General features: G+C 74.1%; 21 protein-coding genes. 15 read left to right on the forward strand and 6 right to left on the reverse strand.

Annotated elements, in window-relative coordinates; translation table 11 throughout:
- Nucleotides 1–15 precede the first annotated feature (15 nt).
- Both D5H75_RS03780 and D5H75_RS03785 read left to right on the forward strand, forming a co-directional pair.
- Complete coding sequence (locus D5H75_RS03780; protein ID WP_119924871.1) at nt 16–858, forward strand: LysR family transcriptional regulator; 843 nt, start codon at nt 16–18, stop codon at nt 856–858.
- Nucleotides 859–1,280: 422 nt separating this feature from the next.
- Nucleotides 1,281–1,757: a hypothetical protein gene (locus D5H75_RS03785; protein ID WP_119924872.1), complete on the forward strand. Its 477-nt coding sequence runs from the start codon at nt 1,281–1,283 to the stop codon at nt 1,755–1,757.
- Between the two features lie 179 nt (nt 1,758–1,936).
- Here the strand turns inward: D5H75_RS03785 and D5H75_RS03790 are convergent, their stop codons facing one another.
- Entirely contained in the window at nt 1,937–2,350 is a 414-nt protein-coding gene (locus D5H75_RS03790) for a MerR family transcriptional regulator (RefSeq protein WP_119925208.1), read from the reverse strand.
- A 60-nt stretch (nt 2,351–2,410) separates the two neighbouring features.
- On the opposite strand from D5H75_RS03790, the gene D5H75_RS03795 reads away from it, so the two are divergent.
- Nucleotides 2,411–3,319 carry an NAD(P)-dependent oxidoreductase gene (locus D5H75_RS03795; RefSeq protein WP_119924873.1) on the forward strand — a complete coding sequence of 303 codons (909 nt, stop codon included), beginning with the start codon at nt 2,411–2,413 and terminating at the stop codon, nt 3,317–3,319.
- 51 nt (nt 3,320–3,370) lie between these two features.
- On the opposite strand, the gene D5H75_RS03800 is transcribed toward D5H75_RS03795, so the two are convergent.
- Nucleotides 3,371–3,913 (reverse strand): hypothetical protein, encoded by a 543-nt coding sequence (locus D5H75_RS03800; RefSeq protein WP_202637785.1) that lies wholly within the window; start codon nt 3,911–3,913, stop codon nt 3,371–3,373.
- Nucleotides 3,914–4,138: 225 nt separating this feature from the next.
- Here D5H75_RS03800 and D5H75_RS03805 point away from each other — a divergent pair, with 225 nt between their 5' ends.
- Both D5H75_RS03805 and D5H75_RS03810 read left to right on the forward strand, forming a co-directional pair.
- The gene (locus D5H75_RS03805) at nt 4,139–4,822 is read left to right on the forward strand and encodes a polysaccharide deacetylase family protein (RefSeq protein ID WP_242453954.1); all 684 of its coding nucleotides are present in this window, start codon (nt 4,139–4,141) and stop codon (nt 4,820–4,822) included.
- A 157-nt stretch (nt 4,823–4,979) separates the two neighbouring features.
- Entirely contained in the window at nt 4,980–5,972 is a 993-nt protein-coding gene (locus D5H75_RS03810) for an ArsR/SmtB family transcription factor (protein ID WP_119924876.1), read from the forward strand.
- Nucleotides 5,973–5,997: 25 nt separating this feature from the next.
- Here D5H75_RS03810 and D5H75_RS03815 read toward each other — a convergent pair whose 3' ends face one another.
- A complete protein-coding gene (locus tag D5H75_RS03815; protein ID WP_242453955.1) occupies nt 5,998–7,176 on the reverse strand; it encodes an MFS transporter in 1,179 nt (392 codons plus the stop codon).
- 82 nt (nt 7,177–7,258) lie between these two features.
- Between D5H75_RS03815 and D5H75_RS03820 the strand changes: the two genes are divergently transcribed.
- Nucleotides 7,259–7,714: a MarR family winged helix-turn-helix transcriptional regulator gene (locus D5H75_RS03820; RefSeq protein ID WP_119924878.1), complete on the forward strand. Its 456-nt coding sequence runs from the start codon at nt 7,259–7,261 to the stop codon at nt 7,712–7,714.
- Nucleotides 7,715–7,850: 136 nt separating this feature from the next.
- On the opposite strand, the gene D5H75_RS03825 is transcribed toward D5H75_RS03820, so the two are convergent.
- Both D5H75_RS03825 and D5H75_RS03830 read right to left on the reverse strand, forming a co-directional pair.
- Entirely contained in the window at nt 7,851–8,861 is a 1,011-nt protein-coding gene (locus D5H75_RS03825; RefSeq protein ID WP_119924879.1) for a YncE family protein, read from the reverse strand.
- A 303-nt stretch (nt 8,862–9,164) separates the two neighbouring features.
- The gene (locus D5H75_RS03830; protein ID WP_119924880.1) at nt 9,165–10,022 is read right to left on the reverse strand and encodes a helix-turn-helix transcriptional regulator; all 858 of its coding nucleotides are present in this window, start codon (nt 10,020–10,022) and stop codon (nt 9,165–9,167) included.
- A 153-nt stretch (nt 10,023–10,175) separates the two neighbouring features.
- Here D5H75_RS03830 and D5H75_RS03835 point away from each other — a divergent pair, with 153 nt between their 5' ends.
- Together D5H75_RS03835 and D5H75_RS03840 are read left to right on the forward strand one after the other, a co-directional pair.
- Nucleotides 10,176–10,577: a GlcG/HbpS family heme-binding protein gene (locus D5H75_RS03835; protein ID WP_119924881.1), complete on the forward strand. Its 402-nt coding sequence runs from the start codon at nt 10,176–10,178 to the stop codon at nt 10,575–10,577.
- Nucleotides 10,578–10,700: 123 nt separating this feature from the next.
- Nucleotides 10,701–11,240 carry a hypothetical protein gene (locus D5H75_RS03840; protein ID WP_119924882.1) on the forward strand — a complete coding sequence of 180 codons (540 nt, stop codon included), beginning with the start codon at nt 10,701–10,703 and terminating at the stop codon, nt 11,238–11,240.
- Between the two features lie 18 nt (nt 11,241–11,258).
- On the opposite strand, the gene pdxR is transcribed toward D5H75_RS03840, so the two are convergent.
- The gene (gene pdxR, locus D5H75_RS03845) at nt 11,259–12,656 is read right to left on the reverse strand and encodes a MocR-like pyridoxine biosynthesis transcription factor PdxR (RefSeq protein WP_119924883.1); all 1,398 of its coding nucleotides are present in this window, start codon (nt 12,654–12,656) and stop codon (nt 11,259–11,261) included.
- Nucleotides 12,657–12,724: 68 nt separating this feature from the next.
- On the opposite strand from pdxR, the gene D5H75_RS03850 reads away from it, so the two are divergent.
- From D5H75_RS03850 to D5H75_RS03880, 7 genes are all read left to right on the forward strand, one after another.
- Entirely contained in the window at nt 12,725–13,309 is a 585-nt protein-coding gene (locus D5H75_RS03850) for a TIGR03086 family metal-binding protein (RefSeq protein WP_119924884.1), read from the forward strand.
- The gene (locus D5H75_RS03855) at nt 13,303–13,710 is read left to right on the forward strand and encodes a hypothetical protein (RefSeq protein ID WP_119924885.1); all 408 of its coding nucleotides are present in this window, start codon (nt 13,303–13,305) and stop codon (nt 13,708–13,710) included. Before D5H75_RS03850 ends, D5H75_RS03855 begins: the two co-directional genes overlap by 7 nt.
- Before the next feature lie 382 nt (nt 13,711–14,092).
- Nucleotides 14,093–15,337, forward strand: a complete 1,245-nt coding sequence (locus D5H75_RS03860; protein ID WP_119924886.1) for an FAD-binding protein — start codon at nt 14,093–14,095, stop codon at nt 15,335–15,337.
- A 159-nt stretch (nt 15,338–15,496) separates the two neighbouring features.
- Nucleotides 15,497–15,937 carry an SRPBCC family protein gene (locus tag D5H75_RS03865; protein WP_119924887.1) on the forward strand — a complete coding sequence of 147 codons (441 nt, stop codon included), beginning with the start codon at nt 15,497–15,499 and terminating at the stop codon, nt 15,935–15,937.
- Between the two features lie 27 nt (nt 15,938–15,964).
- A complete protein-coding gene (locus tag D5H75_RS03870; RefSeq protein WP_119924888.1) occupies nt 15,965–16,810 on the forward strand; it encodes an SDR family NAD(P)-dependent oxidoreductase in 846 nt (281 codons plus the stop codon).
- Nucleotides 16,807–18,006, forward strand: a complete 1,200-nt coding sequence (locus D5H75_RS03875) for a cytochrome P450 (protein ID WP_242453956.1) — start codon at nt 16,807–16,809, stop codon at nt 18,004–18,006. The genes D5H75_RS03870 and D5H75_RS03875 overlap by 4 nt, the downstream gene beginning before the upstream one ends.
- Before the next feature lie 32 nt (nt 18,007–18,038).
- A complete protein-coding gene (locus D5H75_RS03880; RefSeq protein WP_119924889.1) occupies nt 18,039–18,515 on the forward strand; it encodes an SRPBCC family protein in 477 nt (158 codons plus the stop codon).
- Nucleotides 18,516–18,546 lie beyond the last annotated feature (31 nt).

Raw genomic sequence — 18,546 nt, forward strand, 5'->3', positions numbered from 1 at the left:
ACATAATGAACTCTTATGCCCAGGGACCTTGAGATCACGTTGCTGCGGTCGTTCGTCACCGCCGTGCGAACGGGCAGCATCAGCCGCGCCGCGACCGCGCTCGGGCAGACCCAGCCCGCGCTCAGCCAGCGGCTGCGCAAGCTGGAGAGCACCGTCGGCCGCCCGCTGCTCTACCGGTCGCCGGCCGGCGTCTCGCCGACCCGTGCGGGCGCCGAGCTCCTGCCGTACGCCGAACGGATCCTCGCGCTCTCCGCGCAGGCGCTCACCGAGACCGCGCGTGAGCTCACCGGCCACTGCGGCGTCGGGCTCCTCGAAGACCTCGCCGCCTCCCGGCTTCCGCAGGCCCTCGCCGACCTCGCCGGGATGCACCCCGGCACGACGCTGGAGGTGCTGAGCCTGTCCAAGGCCGCGATGCGCGAGGCGTACGACTCGGGGCGGGTCCAGCTCGTCCTCGACGAGGTGCCGGACCTCCCCGGCCCGCCGCGCTGGACGGTCCGCCGCCCCCTCGTCTGGGCCGCGGGCCCGAAGGTCGACCTCACCGCCGACCCCCTGCCGGTCATCCTCTTCTCGAACCCCTGCACCTGGCGCACGTCCGTCCTGGAGGCCCTCGACCGCGCCGGCCGCCCCTGGCGCGTGGCCTTCGAGAGCAACAGCCTGGTCAGCGTCCTGGCCGCGGTGAGAGCCGGGCTGGGAGCGGCCGCCCTGATGCCCGCCAACCTGGAACCGTCCCTGGCCCGCCACGACGCGTCCGCCCTCCCCACCCTCCCCGACGTCGAACTAGGCCTGACCCGCCACCCCCGGACCAACGCCGACCCCCTGATCGACACGGTGGAAACCGCCCTGCGACGAATGACCTGACCCCGGCGACCACCCCCTACGCCGGAGCCCCGTCCGCTGGAGCCTTCGAGGGACCGGCCGCCCGTGTGTCGGCCGCTCACCGTGATCGGGCCCTCGCCCTGGTCATGGTCGCCGGCGGCACGTCGCCGGGCCCGGTACGACGGGTCCGGCGACGTGGGAGACAATGATCATCGCGGACGCCCGAGCACTGTGGGGGACTGGTCTTCCCCACGGACTGTGAGCGGCGTCGCCACCGCTTGAGCCCGGTCCGGCCACCCGGACGCCTCCAGCCATCTGAAGGTGGGGTCATCGGTGGAGTCCGCGGCTCGTCGGCAGAAAGGCTCGCTCTCCCCTCCCGACATGTGCGCCGGCGACCCGCGGACCGCCTTCCGTGCCGCGGACCTCCGCCGCACCCACCGGAGAACCTTGGAAGAAAGGCCCCCATGCGCAGGATTTTCAGAACGACCGTGGCCGCGAGCGCGTTCGCCGCGGTCCTCGGCGGGATGGGCGCGGCCCCGGCGTCGGCGTCCGCGACGCATCGCCCCGCCTCCGCCCCCGCCCCCGCCTCGGCGAGCGCCGTAGCCGCGAAGGCGAAGGGCGCCGTTTTCTGTGAGTGCGGCATCTACGCCGTGCGAAAGCTGAAGCTCAAAGGCGCGATTCCCCGGTTCGCGAAGGACTTCGGCCCGTTCCTCAAGAAGAACGGGTTCCGGTACATCGGCCGGGGCGTCTACCCCCAGCCCGGCGATGTCGCCATCTGGCGAGAAGGCTTGACGGGCCACATCGCCATCTCGCACTTCACCACCCAGCGAGGCACGTTCAAGGGCTCGAACCAGGGCGGCAGCAAATTCACTGAGGCCGGTTGCAACAACGTCTCGGTCACGAAGCGCTCTTACGGAACCGCCTACATCTATCGCAAGTAGCGGATCTGGACAGGCATTTCAGCGGCCGCCGGGGGTGCCGGGAACGGCACCCCCGCCCACCTGGGCCGCGGCCTCGCTCGCCGACAGGCGATATGCACCGCGGCCCGACCTTGAACGGCCGGTCGGCCCGCGCCAGGTTTTCGCGCGATCGGCGGGCGGATGACGTCAGGGCACGTTCGTCATGGGCGGACCGCGTTCGGGCGCGCCAGGGCTTGGCAGGCTTGGGGGTCGGGGGGGTCGAGGGTCCGGGTGGTGGCTATGAGGGTGTCCAGCGCGTCCCTGGCCGCCAGGAGGTCGGTGACGGCTTCGGTGAGGCGGGCGCGCTCCCGGTGGAGGTCGGGGAGCATGCCCGAGCAGTTGGGGCTCAGGGCCTGGCCGTCGTCGGTCATGCAGGGGAGCAGTTCGGCGATGGTGGCGGTGTTCAGGCCGGCGGCGAGCATGAGGCGGATGCCGCGCACGGTGCTGACGTGGCCCTCGTCGTACTCCCGGTATCCGCTGGGCAGCCGGACCGGGTCCAGCAGCCCCTGCTCCTCGTAGTAGCGCAGCGAGCGCACGCTGACCCCCGTCAGCCGCGACAGCTCCCCGATCCGCACGCACATCACCGCCACGTCCGCTTGACTCTCACGCCAATGTGAGGGTCCAACCTATCCGTCATGACGAATCCGCATTCATCCGACCTGCGTCGCTCGCCTGTCACCGTCCTCGGCCTGGGCCCGATGGGGGTGGCGCTCGCCGGCTCGCTCCTGGCCAAGGGCCACGCCGTGACGATCTGGAACCGCACCCCGAGCAAGGGCGACGGCCTCGTCGCCGGGGGAGCCCGCCGCGCGGCGACCGTCGCCGAGGCGGTGTCCCAGAGCCCCCTCACGCTCGTGTGCCTCAACGACTACGCGACCACGCACGAGATCCTCGATCCCGCCGCCGAGGCGCTGAGCGGCCGCGTCCTGGTCAACCTCGGCTCCGGTACGCCCGCGGAGGCCCGTTCGGCGGCCGCCTGGGCCGCCGGGCACGACGTCGCCTACCTCGACGGCGCCATCATGGTGCCGCCGCCGCTCGTCGGCCGGCCGGACGCCGTCTTCCTCTACAGCGGCTCCCCCGGCGTCTTCGACCCGCATCGGGAGACCCTGGCGAGCCTGGGCGACCCCCGCCACCTCGGCGCCGACCCCGGCCTGGCCGTACTGCACAACGCGGCGCTGCTCGACCTGATGTACGCGACCATGAACGGGTTCCTGCACGCCACGGCCATGGTGGCCTCGGCGGGCGTCTCCGCGGTCGAGTTCGCCGACCTCGCCGTCAACTGGTTCATGCCCACGGTGATCGACGCGACCCTCATCGCCCAGGCTCCCAGCCTGGACAAGGGCGACTACCCCGGCGACCTGGGGACCATGGAGATGAACGCGAACGCGCTCGAGCACATCACCCGCACCAGCGTGGAGCAGGGGATCCACGCCGGCCAGCCGCGCCTGATGCGGCGGATCGCCGAGCGGGCCATCGCCGAGGGCCACGGCGGCGAGAACTACCTGGCCGTCTTCGAGATCTTCAAGAAGCCGGAACCGGCCGAGTGATCCGAAGGCCGGGGCTTCGCGGCGGCCCCCGCGACGAGCGCCCGGAGGGCGTCAGAGGGCGGGGTCCTCGTCCCTTACTTCGAGCGCTTCCCGCGCCCGGGTGATGAAGGCGAGGTAGGCGTCCCGGAACTCCCGGAAGGCGCTGTCGTACTCCTCGCGGCGCTCGGGGGACCCGGCCCCGATGAGCGCCTTGAGGCGGGGCTGCAGGCGGCGGGCCATCTGGCGTACGTGCTCGGCCGCGACGGAGACGTCCGCGGGGCCGTCGAGCCGGACCTCGTGAGTGGCCCGGTTCAGGCCGCCGATGGCCGGGCCGATGCGCTCGTACATCCGGGTCAGGAGCCGGTCCTCGCCCTCGCGGTCGCCCGCCGCGTCGACGTCGTCGATCTGCCAGGTGACCTCGGAGAAGTCGTGCGCGCAGCGCATCATCTCCCGGTAGGTGGCCCGCCGCCGGTCCCGCTGCTCGCGCAGGGCCTGCGCCAGCGCGGCCGTACGCGCCTGGGTCAGCGCCGCGCGCGAGGTCGCCCGCGCCGTGATGTAACTGGCCCCGAGCGCGGTCAGCGCGGTGAGAACGCCGACCCACAGTCCGCTGTCCATGATCGAGAAGTCTGCCGGTCACGGGGCCCCCGGGGCACCCGGGCGCCGATCGAGGAGCCCGGGCCCCGGTGGCCCGCCGTACGGGGCGCTCGGTGGAACGCGCGCCGGGACGAGATCACGGGAAGGTGCCGACCGGCCCGGCAGGGCGTGATTTCATGATCGTCCATGGACGCATCGGGGAAGACGGGAGCATCGGGGAAGACCGGGCGGAGGAGGCGGTGGGCGGTGCTCGCCGTTCTCGCCGTCGTCCTGCTCGGCGGCGCGGGGCTCTACCCGCTGATGAACTCGCGCACCTTCCAGCTCGCCGGGCGGCTGACCGACCGGGTGGACACCACCGAGAAGGTGGTCGCCCTGACCTTCGACGACGGCCCTGACGAGCACACCCAGGAGATCATCTCCACCCTCGCCGAGCACCGCGTCCGCGCGACCTTCTTCGTCGTCGGGTCGCAGGTCGAGGCCCGGCCGCAGGACGCCAGGGCGCTGGTCGCCGCCGGGCACCAGCTCGCCAACCACACCTTCACCCACCGGCGGATGGTCTTCGTCTCCCCCTCCACCGTCGCCGAGGAGATCGAGCGCACCGACCGGGCCATCCGCGGAGCCGGGCAGCGCGGCGACATCCCGTTCCGGCCGCCGACGGGCAAGAAACTGCTGACCCTGCCGCTGTACCTGGCCGACCACCGGCGGCACACGGTCATGTGGGACGTGGAGCCCGACTCCGACGCCCGGCCGGCCCCCGCCCAGATCGTCAGCGCCGTCCGCGAGCAGACCCGCCCCGGCTCGATCATCCTGCTCCACCCCTGGTACGCCGGAGGGGCGAACACCCGTGCGTCCCTCAGCGCCCTGATCACCACCCTCCGCACCCAGGGCTACCGCTTCGTGACGGTCTCCGAGCTCCTGAACAAAACCTGACAACCCGCCCTGGACCGGCCTGTCGATCGGGGTCGCGGGTCGTTTCGGTGTGGACGGGGGAAAGGGGGGTCTGGTGTCATGGCGGTGGGATCGCGCCACCTCTGGGCGGTGTCGCGCGACCTCGCTGGGATGCCATCTGCTCTCGGGGCGGCCCACCATGCTCAGGATCTACTTCACGGGCGACGACATCGCGCGGACCAGGATCGCCGCGGAGCCCGATCCGCTGTGGGACCTGGTGCTCGGCCTGCAGATGCTCCGGCCGCAGCGCGGCGACCTGCTCTTCAGGGGATGGCGCCGGGAGGCGTGCGCGGCGGTGCGGGGCGCCGGCCTCGGCGGGATGCTGAAGCTGCTGCTGACGCTCACGCCGCCCGTCGGTTACTTCCCCGACTTCCTCAACCCGGCCGAGGCGGCCCGCGGCCTTGAGCACGGCCTTGAGGCGATCCGGAGCACGCCCGTCCCCGTGCTGCGCCGCGACCTGCGCCGGCTGGCGGGAGGCCGGCTCCTGCCGTACGAGACGCGCGGCCTGGCCGCCGGTGAGCCCGCCCTGCTCGTGGCGCTCACGGACGCGATGCGCGCGTGCTACGAGCTGACGGTCACCCCGTACCGGCGGAGCGTCGAGAGCGCCTGGGAGCGGGACAGGCGGATCCGGGCCGACGCGCTGGCGGGGGGCGGGGTCGAGGCCATGCTCGCCGGGCTGCGGCCGATGATGAGCTGGTCGGCGGGCGAGCTGCGCGTCCCCGGCCATCGCGATCAGGAGCTGCACCTGAACGGCCGGGGACTGCTGCTGATCCCGTCGTACTTCTGCGTCAGCGGCCCGCTGACCATGCTCGACCCCGAGCTGCGGCCCGTCCTCGTCTACCCCGTCGAGCGGGCCCCCGGGGCGCTCCCCTCCCGGGACGGGGACCTGCCCGCCGCGCTCGGGGCGCTGCTGGGCGCGACCCGGGCGGCGGTGCTGGAGGCCGCCGCCTTCCGCGTGTCCACGACCTCGGAGCTGGCCCGCCGGCTCGGCATCTCCCCCGCCTCGGCGAGCGAGCACGCCGCCGTCCTGCGCGAGGCGGGCCTGGTCTCCAGCCATCGCGACCGCAACCGGGTGCTCCACCAGGCGACCGACCTCGGCCGCGCCCTCCTGGACGCCAGCCGGCACCGGTGACCCGGCTCGCGGCGGGCCCCGGCGTTCAGTGTGAGGCGGCCGGCTGCGAGGCGGGCGTGGCGGCGGTACGGCGGTCGCGGCGCAGCGAGTAGAGCGCGATGAGCAGCCCCGCGACGGTGAGGGCGGCGGCGGCCAGGTAGATCGAGCGGGGCCCCGGGCCGTCGATGAGCCGCCCGCCGAGCCACCCGGCGAACGCGGCGGCGAGCTGGAAGCCCGAGGCGTTGACGGCGACGGCCAGGGTCGGGGCGGCCTGCGCGGTGGTGACCACGCGGGTCTGCATGCCCGGGATGATCGCGAACGCCAGGACGCCGAGCGCGAACCACAGCACCACGGCGGGCACCGGGTGCGTGCTGATCACCCAGCCGGCCGCGAGGACGCCGGCCAGTACGGCCAGCAGGCCCGCGAGCGAGGGCATGAGCGCCCGGTCCGCCAGCCGGCCGCCGAGGAAGTTGCCGATGACGGCGCCGGCGCCGTACACCAGGAGCAGCATCGGCAGGGCCGCGCCGGAGAACCCGCTGACGTCGGTCGCCAGTGGCGCCAGGAAGCTGAAGACGGTGACGACCCCCAGGTTCCCCGCGGCGGTCAGGGCGATGGCCAGCACGACGTCCCGGCTGGCGAAGACGCGCAGCTCACCGAGGAGCGAGCCGACGACCGGCGCGGGCGCGGCGGGGAAGGACCGCAGCACCAGCGTCAGGGCGACGACGGTGAACACGGCGATCGCGGCGAAGGTCGCCCGCCAGCCGAAGTGCTGGCCGACGAAGGTGCCCAGCGGGGTGCCCGCGATCATGCCCAGGTTCATGCCGAGCGTCAGCCTCGCCACCGTGGAGGCCTGCTTGCCCTCGGCGGCGGCGGAGACGGCGGTGGCGATCGCGACGGCGAAGAAGGTGGCCACCACCAGCCCGGCGATGAACCGCCCCGCCAGCAGGACGGGGTAGCTGGGCGCGACGGCCGACGCGGCGTTCCCGGCGATGGACGTGGTGATGAGCCCGATGACGAGCGGCCTGCGGGGCAGCCTCGCGGTCAGCGTCGTGATCACCGGCCCTCCCGCGATCATGCCGATGGCGTACGCGGTGACCAGCAGTCCCGCCTCCGGGATCGAGACCGACAGATCGCGCGCCACGTCGGGCAGGATCCCGGCGATGACGAACTCGCCGGTGGTCAGGCCGAAGACCACGAGCATGAGTGAAAAGACCAGGAGCGGCACGGCACCCTCTCAGTTAGTTCGAGTTCGCATAATTCGAGTCATAGCTATCATGACTCGAAGCTCCTCGGCTAGACTTCGGGGCATGGCGGAACGGCCCGAAGCGGTGGCGGACCTGGTGGCGGACCTGGCGGAGGAGGGGCTGCTCGACCGGGAGGTCTGCAAGCTGGCCCACCGGTTCACCCAGAAGCTGGGGGTGCGCGTGCGCCGGGCCGCCGACGAGCTCGGCCTGACGCCGACCCAGGTGGTCGCGCTGCGGGAGCTGTCCGAGCCGATCACCGCGCGGGAACTGGCCGACCGGATGTCGTGCGAGGCGTCCAACGCCACGTTCGTCCTCGACCGGCTGGAGGAGCAGGGCCTGATCGAGCGGCGGCCCCACCCGACCGACCGCCGCGCCAAGCGGATCGTGCTCACCGGCGCGGGCGAGCGCCGCCGCGCCGAGGTCGTACGGCGGCTGAGCGCCCACTCACCGCTGGCCGCGCTCGACCCCGCGCAGCAGGAGTCCCTGCGCGACCTGCTCCGTGCCCTCGTCGCCGACTGACGGCGGGCTCCCGCCGTACGCCCCCGCCCGCCGTACGGCCTCGCGGCCGGTTCCGGTTCCGTACGCCGTGACGGCCCGCGCCGCCCCCGCCGTACGGGCCCGCGGGGCGGGGGGATGGAGGCCGTGCGGGCGGGCGTCAGGGGGCGACGGCGACCCCCTCAGGGCCCCTGCCGGTGGGCACGGTGGCGATGACGCGCCGGGTGGGCCCGCTGATCACCGTCATGGTGTTGGAGGCGTTGTTGGTGACGTAGACGCGGCTGCCGTCCCTGGCGGCGGCGACGCCCTCAGGGGTGCCGCCCACCGCGATGGTGTCGATGACGGCGCCCCTGGCGGGGTCGATCACCGAGACGGTGCCGGAGCCGGAGTTGGCGGTCCAGACGAGGCCGTTCGGGGTGACCGCCAGCCCGATCGGCGCCTGTCCCACCCGGATCCGGGCGGGCGCGTGGCCGCCGGTGAGCGGGATGCGCGAGACGCTGTCGGACCCGGTGTTGGCGACGTACAGGTAACCGCCCCCGGGGGCGACGGCGATCCCGGCGGGGTAGAGCCCGGTGCGGTAGGTGGCCACGACCCTGTGACCGCGGATGGCGCTGACGGTGCCCGAGCCGTTGTTGGTGACGTAGACGGTACGGCTGGCGGGCGAGATGGCGACACTGTGGGGGATCTTGCCGACGGGGACGGTGGCGATCACCCTCCCCAGCGCCGGGTCGATGATCGAGACGGTGTTCGAGCCGCGGTTGGCGACGTAGACGCGGCGGCCGGCGGGCGAGACGGCCACGCCGACCGGGCCGCGGCCCACGGGGATGCTGTGGATGACGCGCGCGGCCAGCGTGTCGATCACGACCAGCCGGTTGTTGCGCAGGCTGGTGACGTAGGCCCGGGTCCCGCCGGGCCCGAAGGCCACCTCGACGGGGGTGAACGCGCCGGGCACGCCGTCTCCGCCGATGCGCTTGGCGAGCGGGCGCAGAAGCGGGTCGAAGGCACTCAGATCGCCGGAGTCGGTGTTGGCCACCAGGACGACGGCGCGGGTGGGGTAGTTCGCCGGACGATTGCTCCCAATATGGGCCTGGGTCATGCCCGCGCCCAGCCCGACATGGCCGAGCGCGAGGACGGCGGATACCAGGATCCGCCGCAGCGAAGAGACAGGCACGAAGAGTCCTCTCAAGGCGCACTAGACATCACTACACAGAGTGACTGATTGCCCCTGTCTAATAACCCTGAGTGACAGATGGAGTGACGCGAGAAGGTAGATCTTCCGTCCCCATTCACCCTGGACTCCGCCACCAACCCCATACCGGTATACCCATATAACCCCAGGTCAGAAGCACCCTGGACCGAAGTTCACCCCTCGGCCACGACGCCCCGCGGCGTCCGGCGGACGGCGTGCGCTCGGGGGCGGACGGCGTACGGAGGGGCGGCGCCGCCGTACGGCAGGGGCGACGCCGGCGGAGGATCAGGACCCGGCGGTGTCCCGGGCGGGGGCCCAGGCCTGGAGGAAATGGAGGGCCTCGGCGGTGGACGAGCCGGGCGGCGCGGTGTACACGATCAAGGTCTGGTCCTGGTGGGCGCTGAGCCGGAGGGCCTGCCAGTCGAGTTCGATGGGCCCGGTGACCGGGTGGTCGAAGGTCTTGCGGCCCCGGTCGGTGGCCTTGACGGCGTGGCCGCTCCACCAGCGCCGGAAGTCCTCGTCCTGGACCGACAGCTCACCGATCAGCGCGGACAGCCTCTTGTCGTGGGGGTGGGCGGCGGCGGCCAGGCGCAGCCGGGCGACCGCGTCGGCGGCGACGGCCTCCCATCGGGGGAACAGGTCACGGATCCGGGGTTCCAGGAAGACCAGCCGGACCAGGTTGCGCCGCCCGGCCGGCCACCCGCCGAAGTCGAGGAACAGGGCTGCGGCCAGGGGGTTCCAGGCCAGGACGTCCATGCGGCGGCCCAGCACCAGGGCGGGGGTGGCCGTGAGGCCGTCGAGCAGCGCCCGTGTGGCCACGCTGACCTCGGGCAGGCCCGCGGGCTGGGAGCCGGTCCGGGAACGGGGCCGGGCGGGGGGTTTGGCCAGGGCGCGCAGATAGAGGTGCTCGTCGTCGGTCAGGCGCAGCGCCCGGGCGATCGCGGCGAGCACAGACTCCGACACTCCGGCGGCGCGGCCCTGCTCCAGCCGGGTGTAGTGGTCGACGCCCACGTCGGCGAGGAGCGCCACCTCCTCGCGGCGCAGGCCGGGGACGCGGCGCATCCGGCCGCCGCCGGGCAGCCCGACGTCCTGGGGGTTGAGGGCAGCGCGCTTGGCCCTGAGGAAGTCTCCCAGTTCGCTCATGACCCACCAGTATCGGCGACCGCGCCGCCCGGTGCCTGGGTGTGACAGTCCCTGGAACGCCGGGCCCGGGCGGGGACGGTCCTGGAGGGGCGGACGCGGCCGGGGCACGGTGGTGGCGTTCGTTACCGGAAGCCCGACAGACAGGGACATGTGATGACTGAGCTGACGTTGCAGGACGCGTTTCGCCGCGCCGAGGCCGGGATGGCCCGGGCCGCCGAGCTGGGCGTGGACATGAACATCGCGATCGTGGACGCGGGCGGGCACCTGCTGCACTTCGTCCGGATGGACCGGGCGTGGCTGGGCTCGATCGACATCGCGCTGAAGAAGGCCAGGACGGCGGTCCTGTTCCGGATGCCGACCGCGGTGATCGGCGGGCTCTCCCAGCCGGGCGGCCCCTGCTACGGCATCGAGCTCACCAACGACGGGCTGGTCTCCTTCGGCGGCGGACTCCCGATCACCGACGGCGAGGGCCGCACCATCGGCGCGATCGGCGTCTCGGGCGGCACCGTCGAGCAGGACACCCTCATCGCCGAGGCGTGCCTCGCCACGCCCTGACACCATCGACCCGGTGAGCGGGGTGGCTGAGATGACGTTTCTCGCGGCCTTTTCAGCCGCCCCGCCGGCAGGGACCATCGGGGGACGGATTCCCTACGGCGGCGGTCGCCGAGGAGGTTCATCATGAGAACCACCACCCTGAGAAGACCGGCCGGCACCCTCCTGGCGGCCCTGGCGGTCGCGGTGCCGCTCACCGTCATCGCGGGCGAGGCGAGCGCGAGGGAGCACCGGCCCGCCGCCCGGGCCGCCGCGGGCTGGACGCCGGTGGGCACCCTCGACCCCCAGCACGTCACCTCGGCCGACACCCAGCTCGTCCTCTACGGCGCCCACGCGTTCACCCCGAACAACGTCGCGTTCAATCCGCAGGTGATCCCCTCGACGGTCAACCAGGCGGTCCTGCCGTACGTCCGGGTGCCCGACGGCGCCCCGCACACCTACCGGCTGCGGTTCCGCGTGAGCACGAACGGTGTGACGAGCACCCAGTACGAGCTCAGCGGCGCATCCGGGACGCAGACCGCCACGGTCGCGGGCGGCGACGCCACCGTCGAGTTCCTGGTCACCCTCGACCTCGCCGGGACCGGCTGGGCCTTCCACAGCCTGAAGAACACCGGCGGGCACGCGTGGGTGTTCTGGTCCTGCCAGATCGACGAGCAGACGCCCTGACCCCGGGGCGGTGAGCGCTCAGGCGGGCCAGGCCGCGCGCAGGAGGCGGAGGGCGGGTTCGATGCCGGTGGGCGCGATCGCGCCGTAGCCGAAGACGAGGCCGGAAGGGGCGGCGGGGTCCTGCGCGGCCTGGGCCAGGGTGGGGAGGGCCAGGCCGGGGACGCGGGCGACGATCGGGGCCGGGTCGTGCCGGGCGAGAGCCGTCACGTGCAGGCCGGTGGCGGAGGGGACGACGTCCAGAAGGCCGGTGAAGTCGCGGCGGAGCACGCGGGTCAGGACCTCGTGGCGGGTCTCGTATTCCGCGCGGGCCCGGCGGATGTGGCGGGCCAGGAGTCCGTCGTCGATGAAGCGGGCGAGGGCGGCCTGCGTGTGGGGGGCGGTGTTCCAGTCGGTGACGTACTTGGCGCGGGTCAGGGCGGCGCGCAGCGGCTCGGGGGCGAGCAGGAGACCGACGCGCAGGGCGGGCAGCATGACCTTGGAGAAGGAGCCCACGTAGACCACGTGCCCGGTCCTGTCGATGCTCTGGAGCGGGTCCAGCGGGCGCCCGCCGTACCGGAACTCGCTGTCGTAGTCGTCCTCCACCACGACCGCCCCGTTCCGCGCGGCCCAGTCCAGCAGGGCCGTACGGCGGGCCCGCGACATCGGCATGCCCAGCGGGAACTGGTGCGACGGCGTGACGTAGACGAGCCGCGCGCCCTCGGGGAGCAGGTCCACGCGCAGCCCCTCGGCGTCGACGGGGACGCGCGCGACGGACGCGCCGTGCGACTCCAGCAGCAGGCGCGCGGGCGGGTAACCGGGGTCCTCGACCGCCACCAGGTCGCCCGGCGCGACCATCACCCGGCACACCAGGTCGAGCGCCTGCTGCGCGCTCGTGGTCACGATCAGGTCGCCGGCCCCGGCGCGCACGCCGCGCGAGACGCCGAGGTGCCGGGCCAGGGCCTCGCGGAGCCCCCGGTGGCCCGCCGGGTTCCCGTACCCCGGACCCGCCGAGCGCCGCAGCTCCCCCGCCACGATCCGCCGCCACGCCTCGTACGGGAACAGCCGCGCGTCCGGCACCCCCAGCCGGAAGTCATGGCGGACCCCGGCGGGCGCGGCCTCCCCCGGCCACGGCTCGATCGAGTCCCACACGGCCCTCGGCCGGAGCGCGGAGGGCGAGGCCGTACGGCGGAGCGGGCCTCCCGTCGCCCGCACGTAGGTGCCCGAGCCCACGCGGCTCTCGGCGTACCCCTCGGCGACCAGCCTGTCGTAGGCGACGGCCACGGTGTTGCGGGAGACGGCCAGGCGGCGGGCCAGCTCGCGGCTCGGCGGCAGGCGGTCGCCCGCGCGCAGCCGCCCGTCGAGGACGGCCGCGCTGACCTGCCGGTAGATCTGGGCGGGCAGGTCCCGGCGGCCCTCCAGGGTCACGTGCAGGTCCATATTGGCCCAATCATAAGGGCCGTTTTCGGCCCTGGATTGGGCCGCTCGGCGCTTCTAGCGTTCCCGGCATGGACATCCGCGCACTCGACCGCCGCGCGCTGGACCTCACCGGGCGCCTCGTGGCCCGGGTCCGCCCGGCGCGTCTCACCTCGCCCACCCCCTGCCCCGACTGGACCCTCTACGGCCTGCTCCGCCACCTGGTCGCCCAGAACGCCGGGTTCGCGGCCGCGGCGGAAGGCTCGGCCGACCTCGCCCCGTGGCAGCGCGCGGAGCTCGGCGACGACCCCGCGGCGGCCTACGAGCGGTCGGCGGAGCGGGTCACCGCGGCCTTCGCCGCCGCCGACGCCCTGGAGCGGACCTTCGCGATGCCGGAGCTGGGGACCGGGGCGGCGTTCCCCGGCCGGGTGGCGATCGGCTTCCACCTGCTCGACTACGTCGTCCACGCCTGGGACGTCGCCGCGACCCTGGACCTGCCGTGGGAGCCGGACGAGGAGCTGACGTCGGCCGCGCTGCGCGTCGCCGAGCGGATCCCGGACGAGACCCGCTCCCCCGGGTCCTTCTTCGGCCCCCGCGCCCCCCTCCCCGCGGACGCCTCCCCCCGCCGCCGCCTCCTCGCCCTCGCCGGCCGTACGCCCAGGGAGGGCGAATGCTGAGGTCGCGGTGGCGCGCCGGGCCTGCGGCGGGCGCGCAGGGGCCCGTGCTCGTGGCGATCACCGAGTTCACCGCGCGCAACCCACTCCACCTGCCCGGGATCGCGCGGGCCGGGTTCGCGCTCGCGCGCGAGTGGGACGACCTGGAGGGCGCGGTCGGGGTGTGGCTGTGGGCCGAGCCCGGGCGCCGCCGTACCGGATCGGTGTCGGTGTGGACCGGCGAGCGGGCGGTGCGGGGCTTCGTCCGGCTCCCCGCGCACGTCGCGATCATGCGCCGGTACCGGGGCCGGGGCTCGCTGTCCTCGGCGACGTGGACGGCCGAGCGCTTCGACGAACGCGAGATCTGGCGCACGGCGTACCGCCGCCTGTCCCGGGCGCCCGAGGGGGCCGCACCCCGCCCGTGACCCGGTCCCGGCGATCACCCGACCGCCCCGGCGGCCCCGCCCGCGTCCCCGTCGCCTCCCCGCCCGACTCCCCGCCCGCGTCCCCGTCCGCCTCCCGTCCGGCGGTGACCCGCGGGGGCCGAGGGGCGCGCGGGGGCTCGATGCAGACGTTGCCGAAAGCCCCTGGGGCTCGCCCGGCCCCCGGTCCTCCCCGGAACCGTGGGCGCGACCCGCGCACCCTGCGTGAGCACGCGCGCGTGAAGCCCCGTCACGCGGGTGAAGCCGGCCGGGCTCCGGGCCCGCGCCGCGGCGCCCGGCTCGCGAGGGGGCGCCCCGCCCAGCCCTTGCCGTTAGCGTGTTAGCGCTCACATGATTCACCGGAAAACACCATGAAGGGGTCCGAGTGACGACATTGCGGAACTGGGCGGGGAATGTGACTTTCGGGGCGCGGGCGGCGCACCGCCCGGCCTGCCTCGGGGAACTGCGCCGGCTGGTCGCGGGCGCCCGCCGGGTGCGGGCGCTGGGCAGCGGGCACTCGTTCAGCGACGTGGCGGACGGCCCCGGGGACCTGATCCTCCTCGACCGGATGCCGCGCATCGTGGAGATCGACGGTGCCGCGCGGCGCGTGCGGGTGAGCGCGGGCACGACGTACGCCGAGCTGGCCCCGGCCCTGCACGAGGCGGGCCTGGCGCTGGAGAACATGGCCTCGCTGCCGCACATCTCCATCGCCGGCTCCTGCGCCACGGGCACGCACGGCTCGGGCGACGGCAACCGGAGCCTGGCCGCCGCCGTGTCCGGGGTGGAGCTGGTCACCGCCGACGGATCGACGCTGGAGCTGGCGCGCGGGGACGCGGACTTCCCCGGCGCGGTCGTGGCCCTGGGCGCGCTGGGCGTGGTGACCGCGCTGACGCTGGACCTGGTGCCCGCCTTCGAGCTGCGGCAGTACGTCAGGGAGGGCCTGGAGCCGGACGCCCTGGCCGACTTCGACGCCATCATGGCCGGCGGCCACAGCGTCAGCCTGTTCACCGACTGGCGCCGGACCAGCGTCTGGCTGAAGCGGCGCGAGGAGTTCGACCGGGACGAGTGGTACGGCACGCGCCCCGCGGACGGCCCCCGGCACCCGATCGCCGGCATGCCCGCGGGAAGCTGCACCCGCCAGCTCGGGGAGCCGGGCCCCTGGCACGAGCGCCTGCCCCACTTCCGGGCCGACGCCCCGCCCAGCGGCGCCGGCGACGAACTGCAGTCGGAGTTCCTGATGCCGCGCGCCCACGCCGCGGCGGCCCTGCGCGCCCTGTTCGCCGTCGGCGACCGGATCCGCCCCGTCCTGCGCGTGTCGGAGGTGCGCACGGTCGCCGCCGACGACCTGTGGCTGAGCCCCTTCCGCGGCCGCGACAGCGTGGCCGTCCACTTCACCTGGATCAGGGACCCGGCCGCCGTGCTCCCCGTGATCGGGCTCGTGGAGGAGGCGCTGGCGCCGTACGACCCCAGGCCGCACTGGGGCAAGCTCTTCACCCGGTGGCCCGCCTGCCCCGGCGGCTTCCGCGACCTGGCCGGCCGCCTGGACCCCGGCGGCAAGTTCGCCAACGCATTCCTGGACCGCCTCCTGGCCGCCGGCGGCGAGCGGACCGCGAGCCCCGCCGTACGGTGACCGCCGGAGCGGCCGGGACCGGCGCGGCGGGCGGAGAGGGCACTCCCCGAAAGTCCTATCAAGCGCTTGCTAGGTTAACTCGGCGCGGGCTACTCTACAGACGCGCCGAGCCGATCATCCGGTACGGCGGAGGCGCCGGACATCGACGAGGGTGAGCGGATGCCCCGAGTGACGGTCAGCACGGTGGTCGAGGCTCCGGCCGGCGAGGTGTGGCGCCTGCTGCGCGACTTCGGCCGCTTCAACGCCTGGTACGACGGCATGCCGGACGCGGTCATCGAAGGGGGCGGCCCCTCCGACCGCGTCGGCGCGATACGCCGGTTCGAGGTCAACGGCCAGGTCATGGCCAGGGAGGAACTGCTGGCGCTCGACGACGACGCCCGCAGCCAGACCTACCGCATCCTGGAGTCGGTCTTCCCCCTGCGGGAGTACGTCTCCAGGCTGCGGGTGCTCCCGGTGACCGACGGCGACCGGTCCTTCGTGCAGTGGACGGCCGACTTCGAGGCCGACGCGGCCGAGGCGGACCGGCTCGCCGAGATGGTCCGCGACCACATCTACCGGCCCGGCCTCGCCTCGCTGGGCAAGCGCCTGACGGGCGCCTGACCGGCCGGGACGACACGGGAGGACCACATGATCCGCAGGCTGAGACAGCGGAGGCTCCGGCGCGCGGTCACCGGCCGGGTCGTCCTGGTGACGGGGGCGTCGGCGGGCATCGGCGAGGCCGTGTCGCGGCGGCTCGCGGCGGCCGGCGCGACCGTCGTCATGGCGGCCAGGTCCGTCGACCGGCTCCACCGGATCCAGGCCGACATCGCCGCCGCCGGGGGACGCGCCCACGTCCACCCCGTGGACCTGGCCGACCCCGACAGCGCCGCGGCGCTGGCCAAGGAGCTGCTGGACGACTACGGCGGCGTGGACGTCTTCGTCAACAACGCCGGCCACTCGATCCGCCGCTCCATCGGGCGGTCGCAGGACCGCTTCCACGACTTCCAGCGGACCATGGCGGTCAACTACTTCGGCCCCGTCCGCCTGCTCCTGGAGGTGCTCCCGGCGATGCGGGCCCGCGGCCACGCCCACATCATCAACGTCTCCACCATCGGCGTGCAGTTCCAGGTGCCGCGATACTCGGCCTACATCGCCTCCAAGGCCGCCTTCGACTTCTGGCTGCGCAGCGTCGCCCCCGAGATCCGCCCCGACGGCGTCGCCTGCAGCTCCCTGTACTTCGGCCTGGTCCGCACCCGCATGAGCGAGCCCACGGGCTTCTCCCGGCACATGCCCGGGCGCACCCCCGAGGAGGCCGCCGACTGGGTCTGCCGGGCCGTGGTCAGCAGGAGCCGGACCATGGCCCCCGCCTACGGCCGGATCGGCGAACTGCTCGGCCTGGTCGCCCGGCGGCCGTTCGAGGCCCTGCTGACCGCGGGGTTCCGCCGGACGCGGGAGTACCGGGACCGGCGCGCGCTGGAAGGGAGCGCCCCGTGATCGACGCCGTCGGCGCCATCGACGTGATCGATCCCGGCCTGTACGCCGCCGGCGGCATCCCGCACGACCGGTTCCGCCGGCTGCGCGCCGCCGCCCCGGTCTACCGGCACGCCGGGGAGCCGGAGTTCTGGGCGGTCACCCGGCACGCCGACGTCGTCCGCGTGTCCCGCGACTCGCGGACCTTCTCGGTGCGCAGCAGGGGCGCGATGTTCCTGGAGTACACCGACGAGGAGCTCGCGGTCCAGCGGAGCATGATGATGAACATGGACCCGCCCGAGCACACCCGGACGCGGTCCCTCGTCAACCGCGGGTTCACCCCGCGCCTGACGGCCCTGCTCGAACCACGCCTGCGCGCCGTCTGCGAGGAGCTCGCCGGGCAGGCCCTGCGGCGGGGCGAGGGCGACTTCGTGGCCGAGATCGCCGCGCCGTTCCCCGCCCGGGTGCTGTGCGAGCTCATGGGCATCCCCGCCGCCGACCGGCACCGGGTGGAGCAGTGGTCGAACCGGCTGACCGGCTTCGACGACCCCGGGGCCTCCGTCGAGGACGCCCAGGCCGCCGCCGCCGAGATGTTCCTCTACCTGGACGAGCTGGTCGCCCGCCGCCGCCAGGACCCCCGGGACGACCTCATCGGCCGGCTGCTCCTGCCCGGGGCGTACGGCGAGGCGCTCACCGCCGCGGAGTGCAACCTGCTCCTGATCCAGATCGCCGTGGCGGGCAACGAGACCACGCGCAACGCCGCCTCCGGCGGGATGCTCGCCTTCTTCGCCCACCCCGCCCAGTGGCGGCGCCTCCTGGACGACCGGAGCCTGCTCCCGGCCGCCGTGGACGAGATCGTGCGCTGGGTCTCCCCCGTCAACCAGTTCCGGCGCACCGCCACCCGGGACACCGAGCTGGGCGGGCAGCCGATCGCGCGCGGGGACAAGGTCGTCGTCTTCTACTCCTCGGCCAACTTCGATGAGCGCGTCTTCGCCGACCCCGGCGTCTTCGACATCGGCAGGCGCCCCAACCCCCACGTGGGGTTCGGCGGCGGCGGCGCCCACTACTGCCTGGGCTCCCACCTGGCCAGGCTCCAGCTCTCCGTGCTCATCGAGACGATCGCCGACAAGATGCCCGGCCTGGCCCCGGCCGGGCCGGCCACGCGCGTGCGCTCCAACTTCATCAACGGCGTCAGGAGCATGCCGGTCCGCTTCCGCTAGGACCGCCGTCCGTCCACCATCTGGAGGGTGCCGTGCCAGCACCGACCCGCGAACCCGACGCGTCGCTGACCGTCGAGGTCCACGCCCCCGCCGAGCTCGTGTACGACCTGGTCAGCGACGTGCCCAGGCTGCCGACCTGGGCCACCGAGTGCGTGCGCTGCCGCTGGCTGGGCGGGGCGACCGGCCCGGCCGAGGGGGCCAGGTTCCTCGGCGTCAACCGCAACGGCCCCTTCCGCTGGGTCTCGGTGAGCCAGGTCCGGGTCGCGCGGCCCGGCCGGATGTTCGCCTGGGAGGTCCTGGGCCGCATCGCCTGGTGGGAGTACGTCTTCGAGCCCACGCCCACCGGCTGCGCCGTCACCGAGCGGACCTGGGACCTGCGCGGCTTCCTCGTCAAGCACGTCCTGGCCCCGCCGCTCACCGGCGTCCACGACCGGCGCGCCCGCAACGCGCGCAACATCGCCGCGACGCTGGAGCGGCTCAAGGCCGAGGCCGAGTCGCTCGCCACCTGACGGCCCCGCCCCGCCGCCACCGCCGTACGGC

Source organism: Bailinhaonella thermotolerans, from assembly GCF_003594875.1.
Classification (GTDB): Bacteria; Actinomycetota; Actinomycetes; order Streptosporangiales; family Streptosporangiaceae; genus Bailinhaonella; species Bailinhaonella thermotolerans.

Coding starts and splice junctions, on each gene's coding strand:
- D5H75_RS03830 (WP_119924880.1), bottom strand. CDS start 10,022: ATGAGCGAACTGGGAGACTTCCTCAGGGCCAAGCGCGCTGCCCTCAAC.
- D5H75_RS03820 (WP_119924878.1), top strand. CDS start 7,259: ATGGCGGAACGGCCCGAAGCGGTGGCGGACCTGGTGGCGGACCTGGCG.
- D5H75_RS03785 (WP_119924872.1), top strand. CDS start 1,281: ATGCGCAGGATTTTCAGAACGACCGTGGCCGCGAGCGCGTTCGCCGCG.
- D5H75_RS03840 (WP_119924882.1), top strand. CDS start 10,701: ATGAGAACCACCACCCTGAGAAGACCGGCCGGCACCCTCCTGGCGGCC.
- D5H75_RS03870 (WP_119924888.1), top strand. CDS start 15,965: ATGATCCGCAGGCTGAGACAGCGGAGGCTCCGGCGCGCGGTCACCGGC.
- D5H75_RS03835 (WP_119924881.1), top strand. CDS start 10,176: ATGACTGAGCTGACGTTGCAGGACGCGTTTCGCCGCGCCGAGGCCGGG.
- pdxR (WP_119924883.1), bottom strand. CDS start 12,656: ATGGACCTGCACGTGACCCTGGAGGGCCGCCGGGACCTGCCCGCCCAG.
- D5H75_RS03850 (WP_119924884.1), top strand. CDS start 12,725: ATGGACATCCGCGCACTCGACCGCCGCGCGCTGGACCTCACCGGGCGC.
- D5H75_RS03810 (WP_119924876.1), top strand. CDS start 4,980: ATGCTCAGGATCTACTTCACGGGCGACGACATCGCGCGGACCAGGATC.
- D5H75_RS03865 (WP_119924887.1), top strand. CDS start 15,497: ATGCCCCGAGTGACGGTCAGCACGGTGGTCGAGGCTCCGGCCGGCGAG.
- D5H75_RS03795 (WP_119924873.1), top strand. CDS start 2,411: ATGACGAATCCGCATTCATCCGACCTGCGTCGCTCGCCTGTCACCGTC.
- D5H75_RS03800 (WP_202637785.1), bottom strand. CDS start 3,913: ATGGACAGCGGACTGTGGGTCGGCGTTCTCACCGCGCTGACCGCGCTC.
- D5H75_RS03855 (WP_119924885.1), top strand. CDS start 13,303: ATGCTGAGGTCGCGGTGGCGCGCCGGGCCTGCGGCGGGCGCGCAGGGG.
- D5H75_RS03780 (WP_119924871.1), top strand. CDS start 16: ATGCCCAGGGACCTTGAGATCACGTTGCTGCGGTCGTTCGTCACCGCC.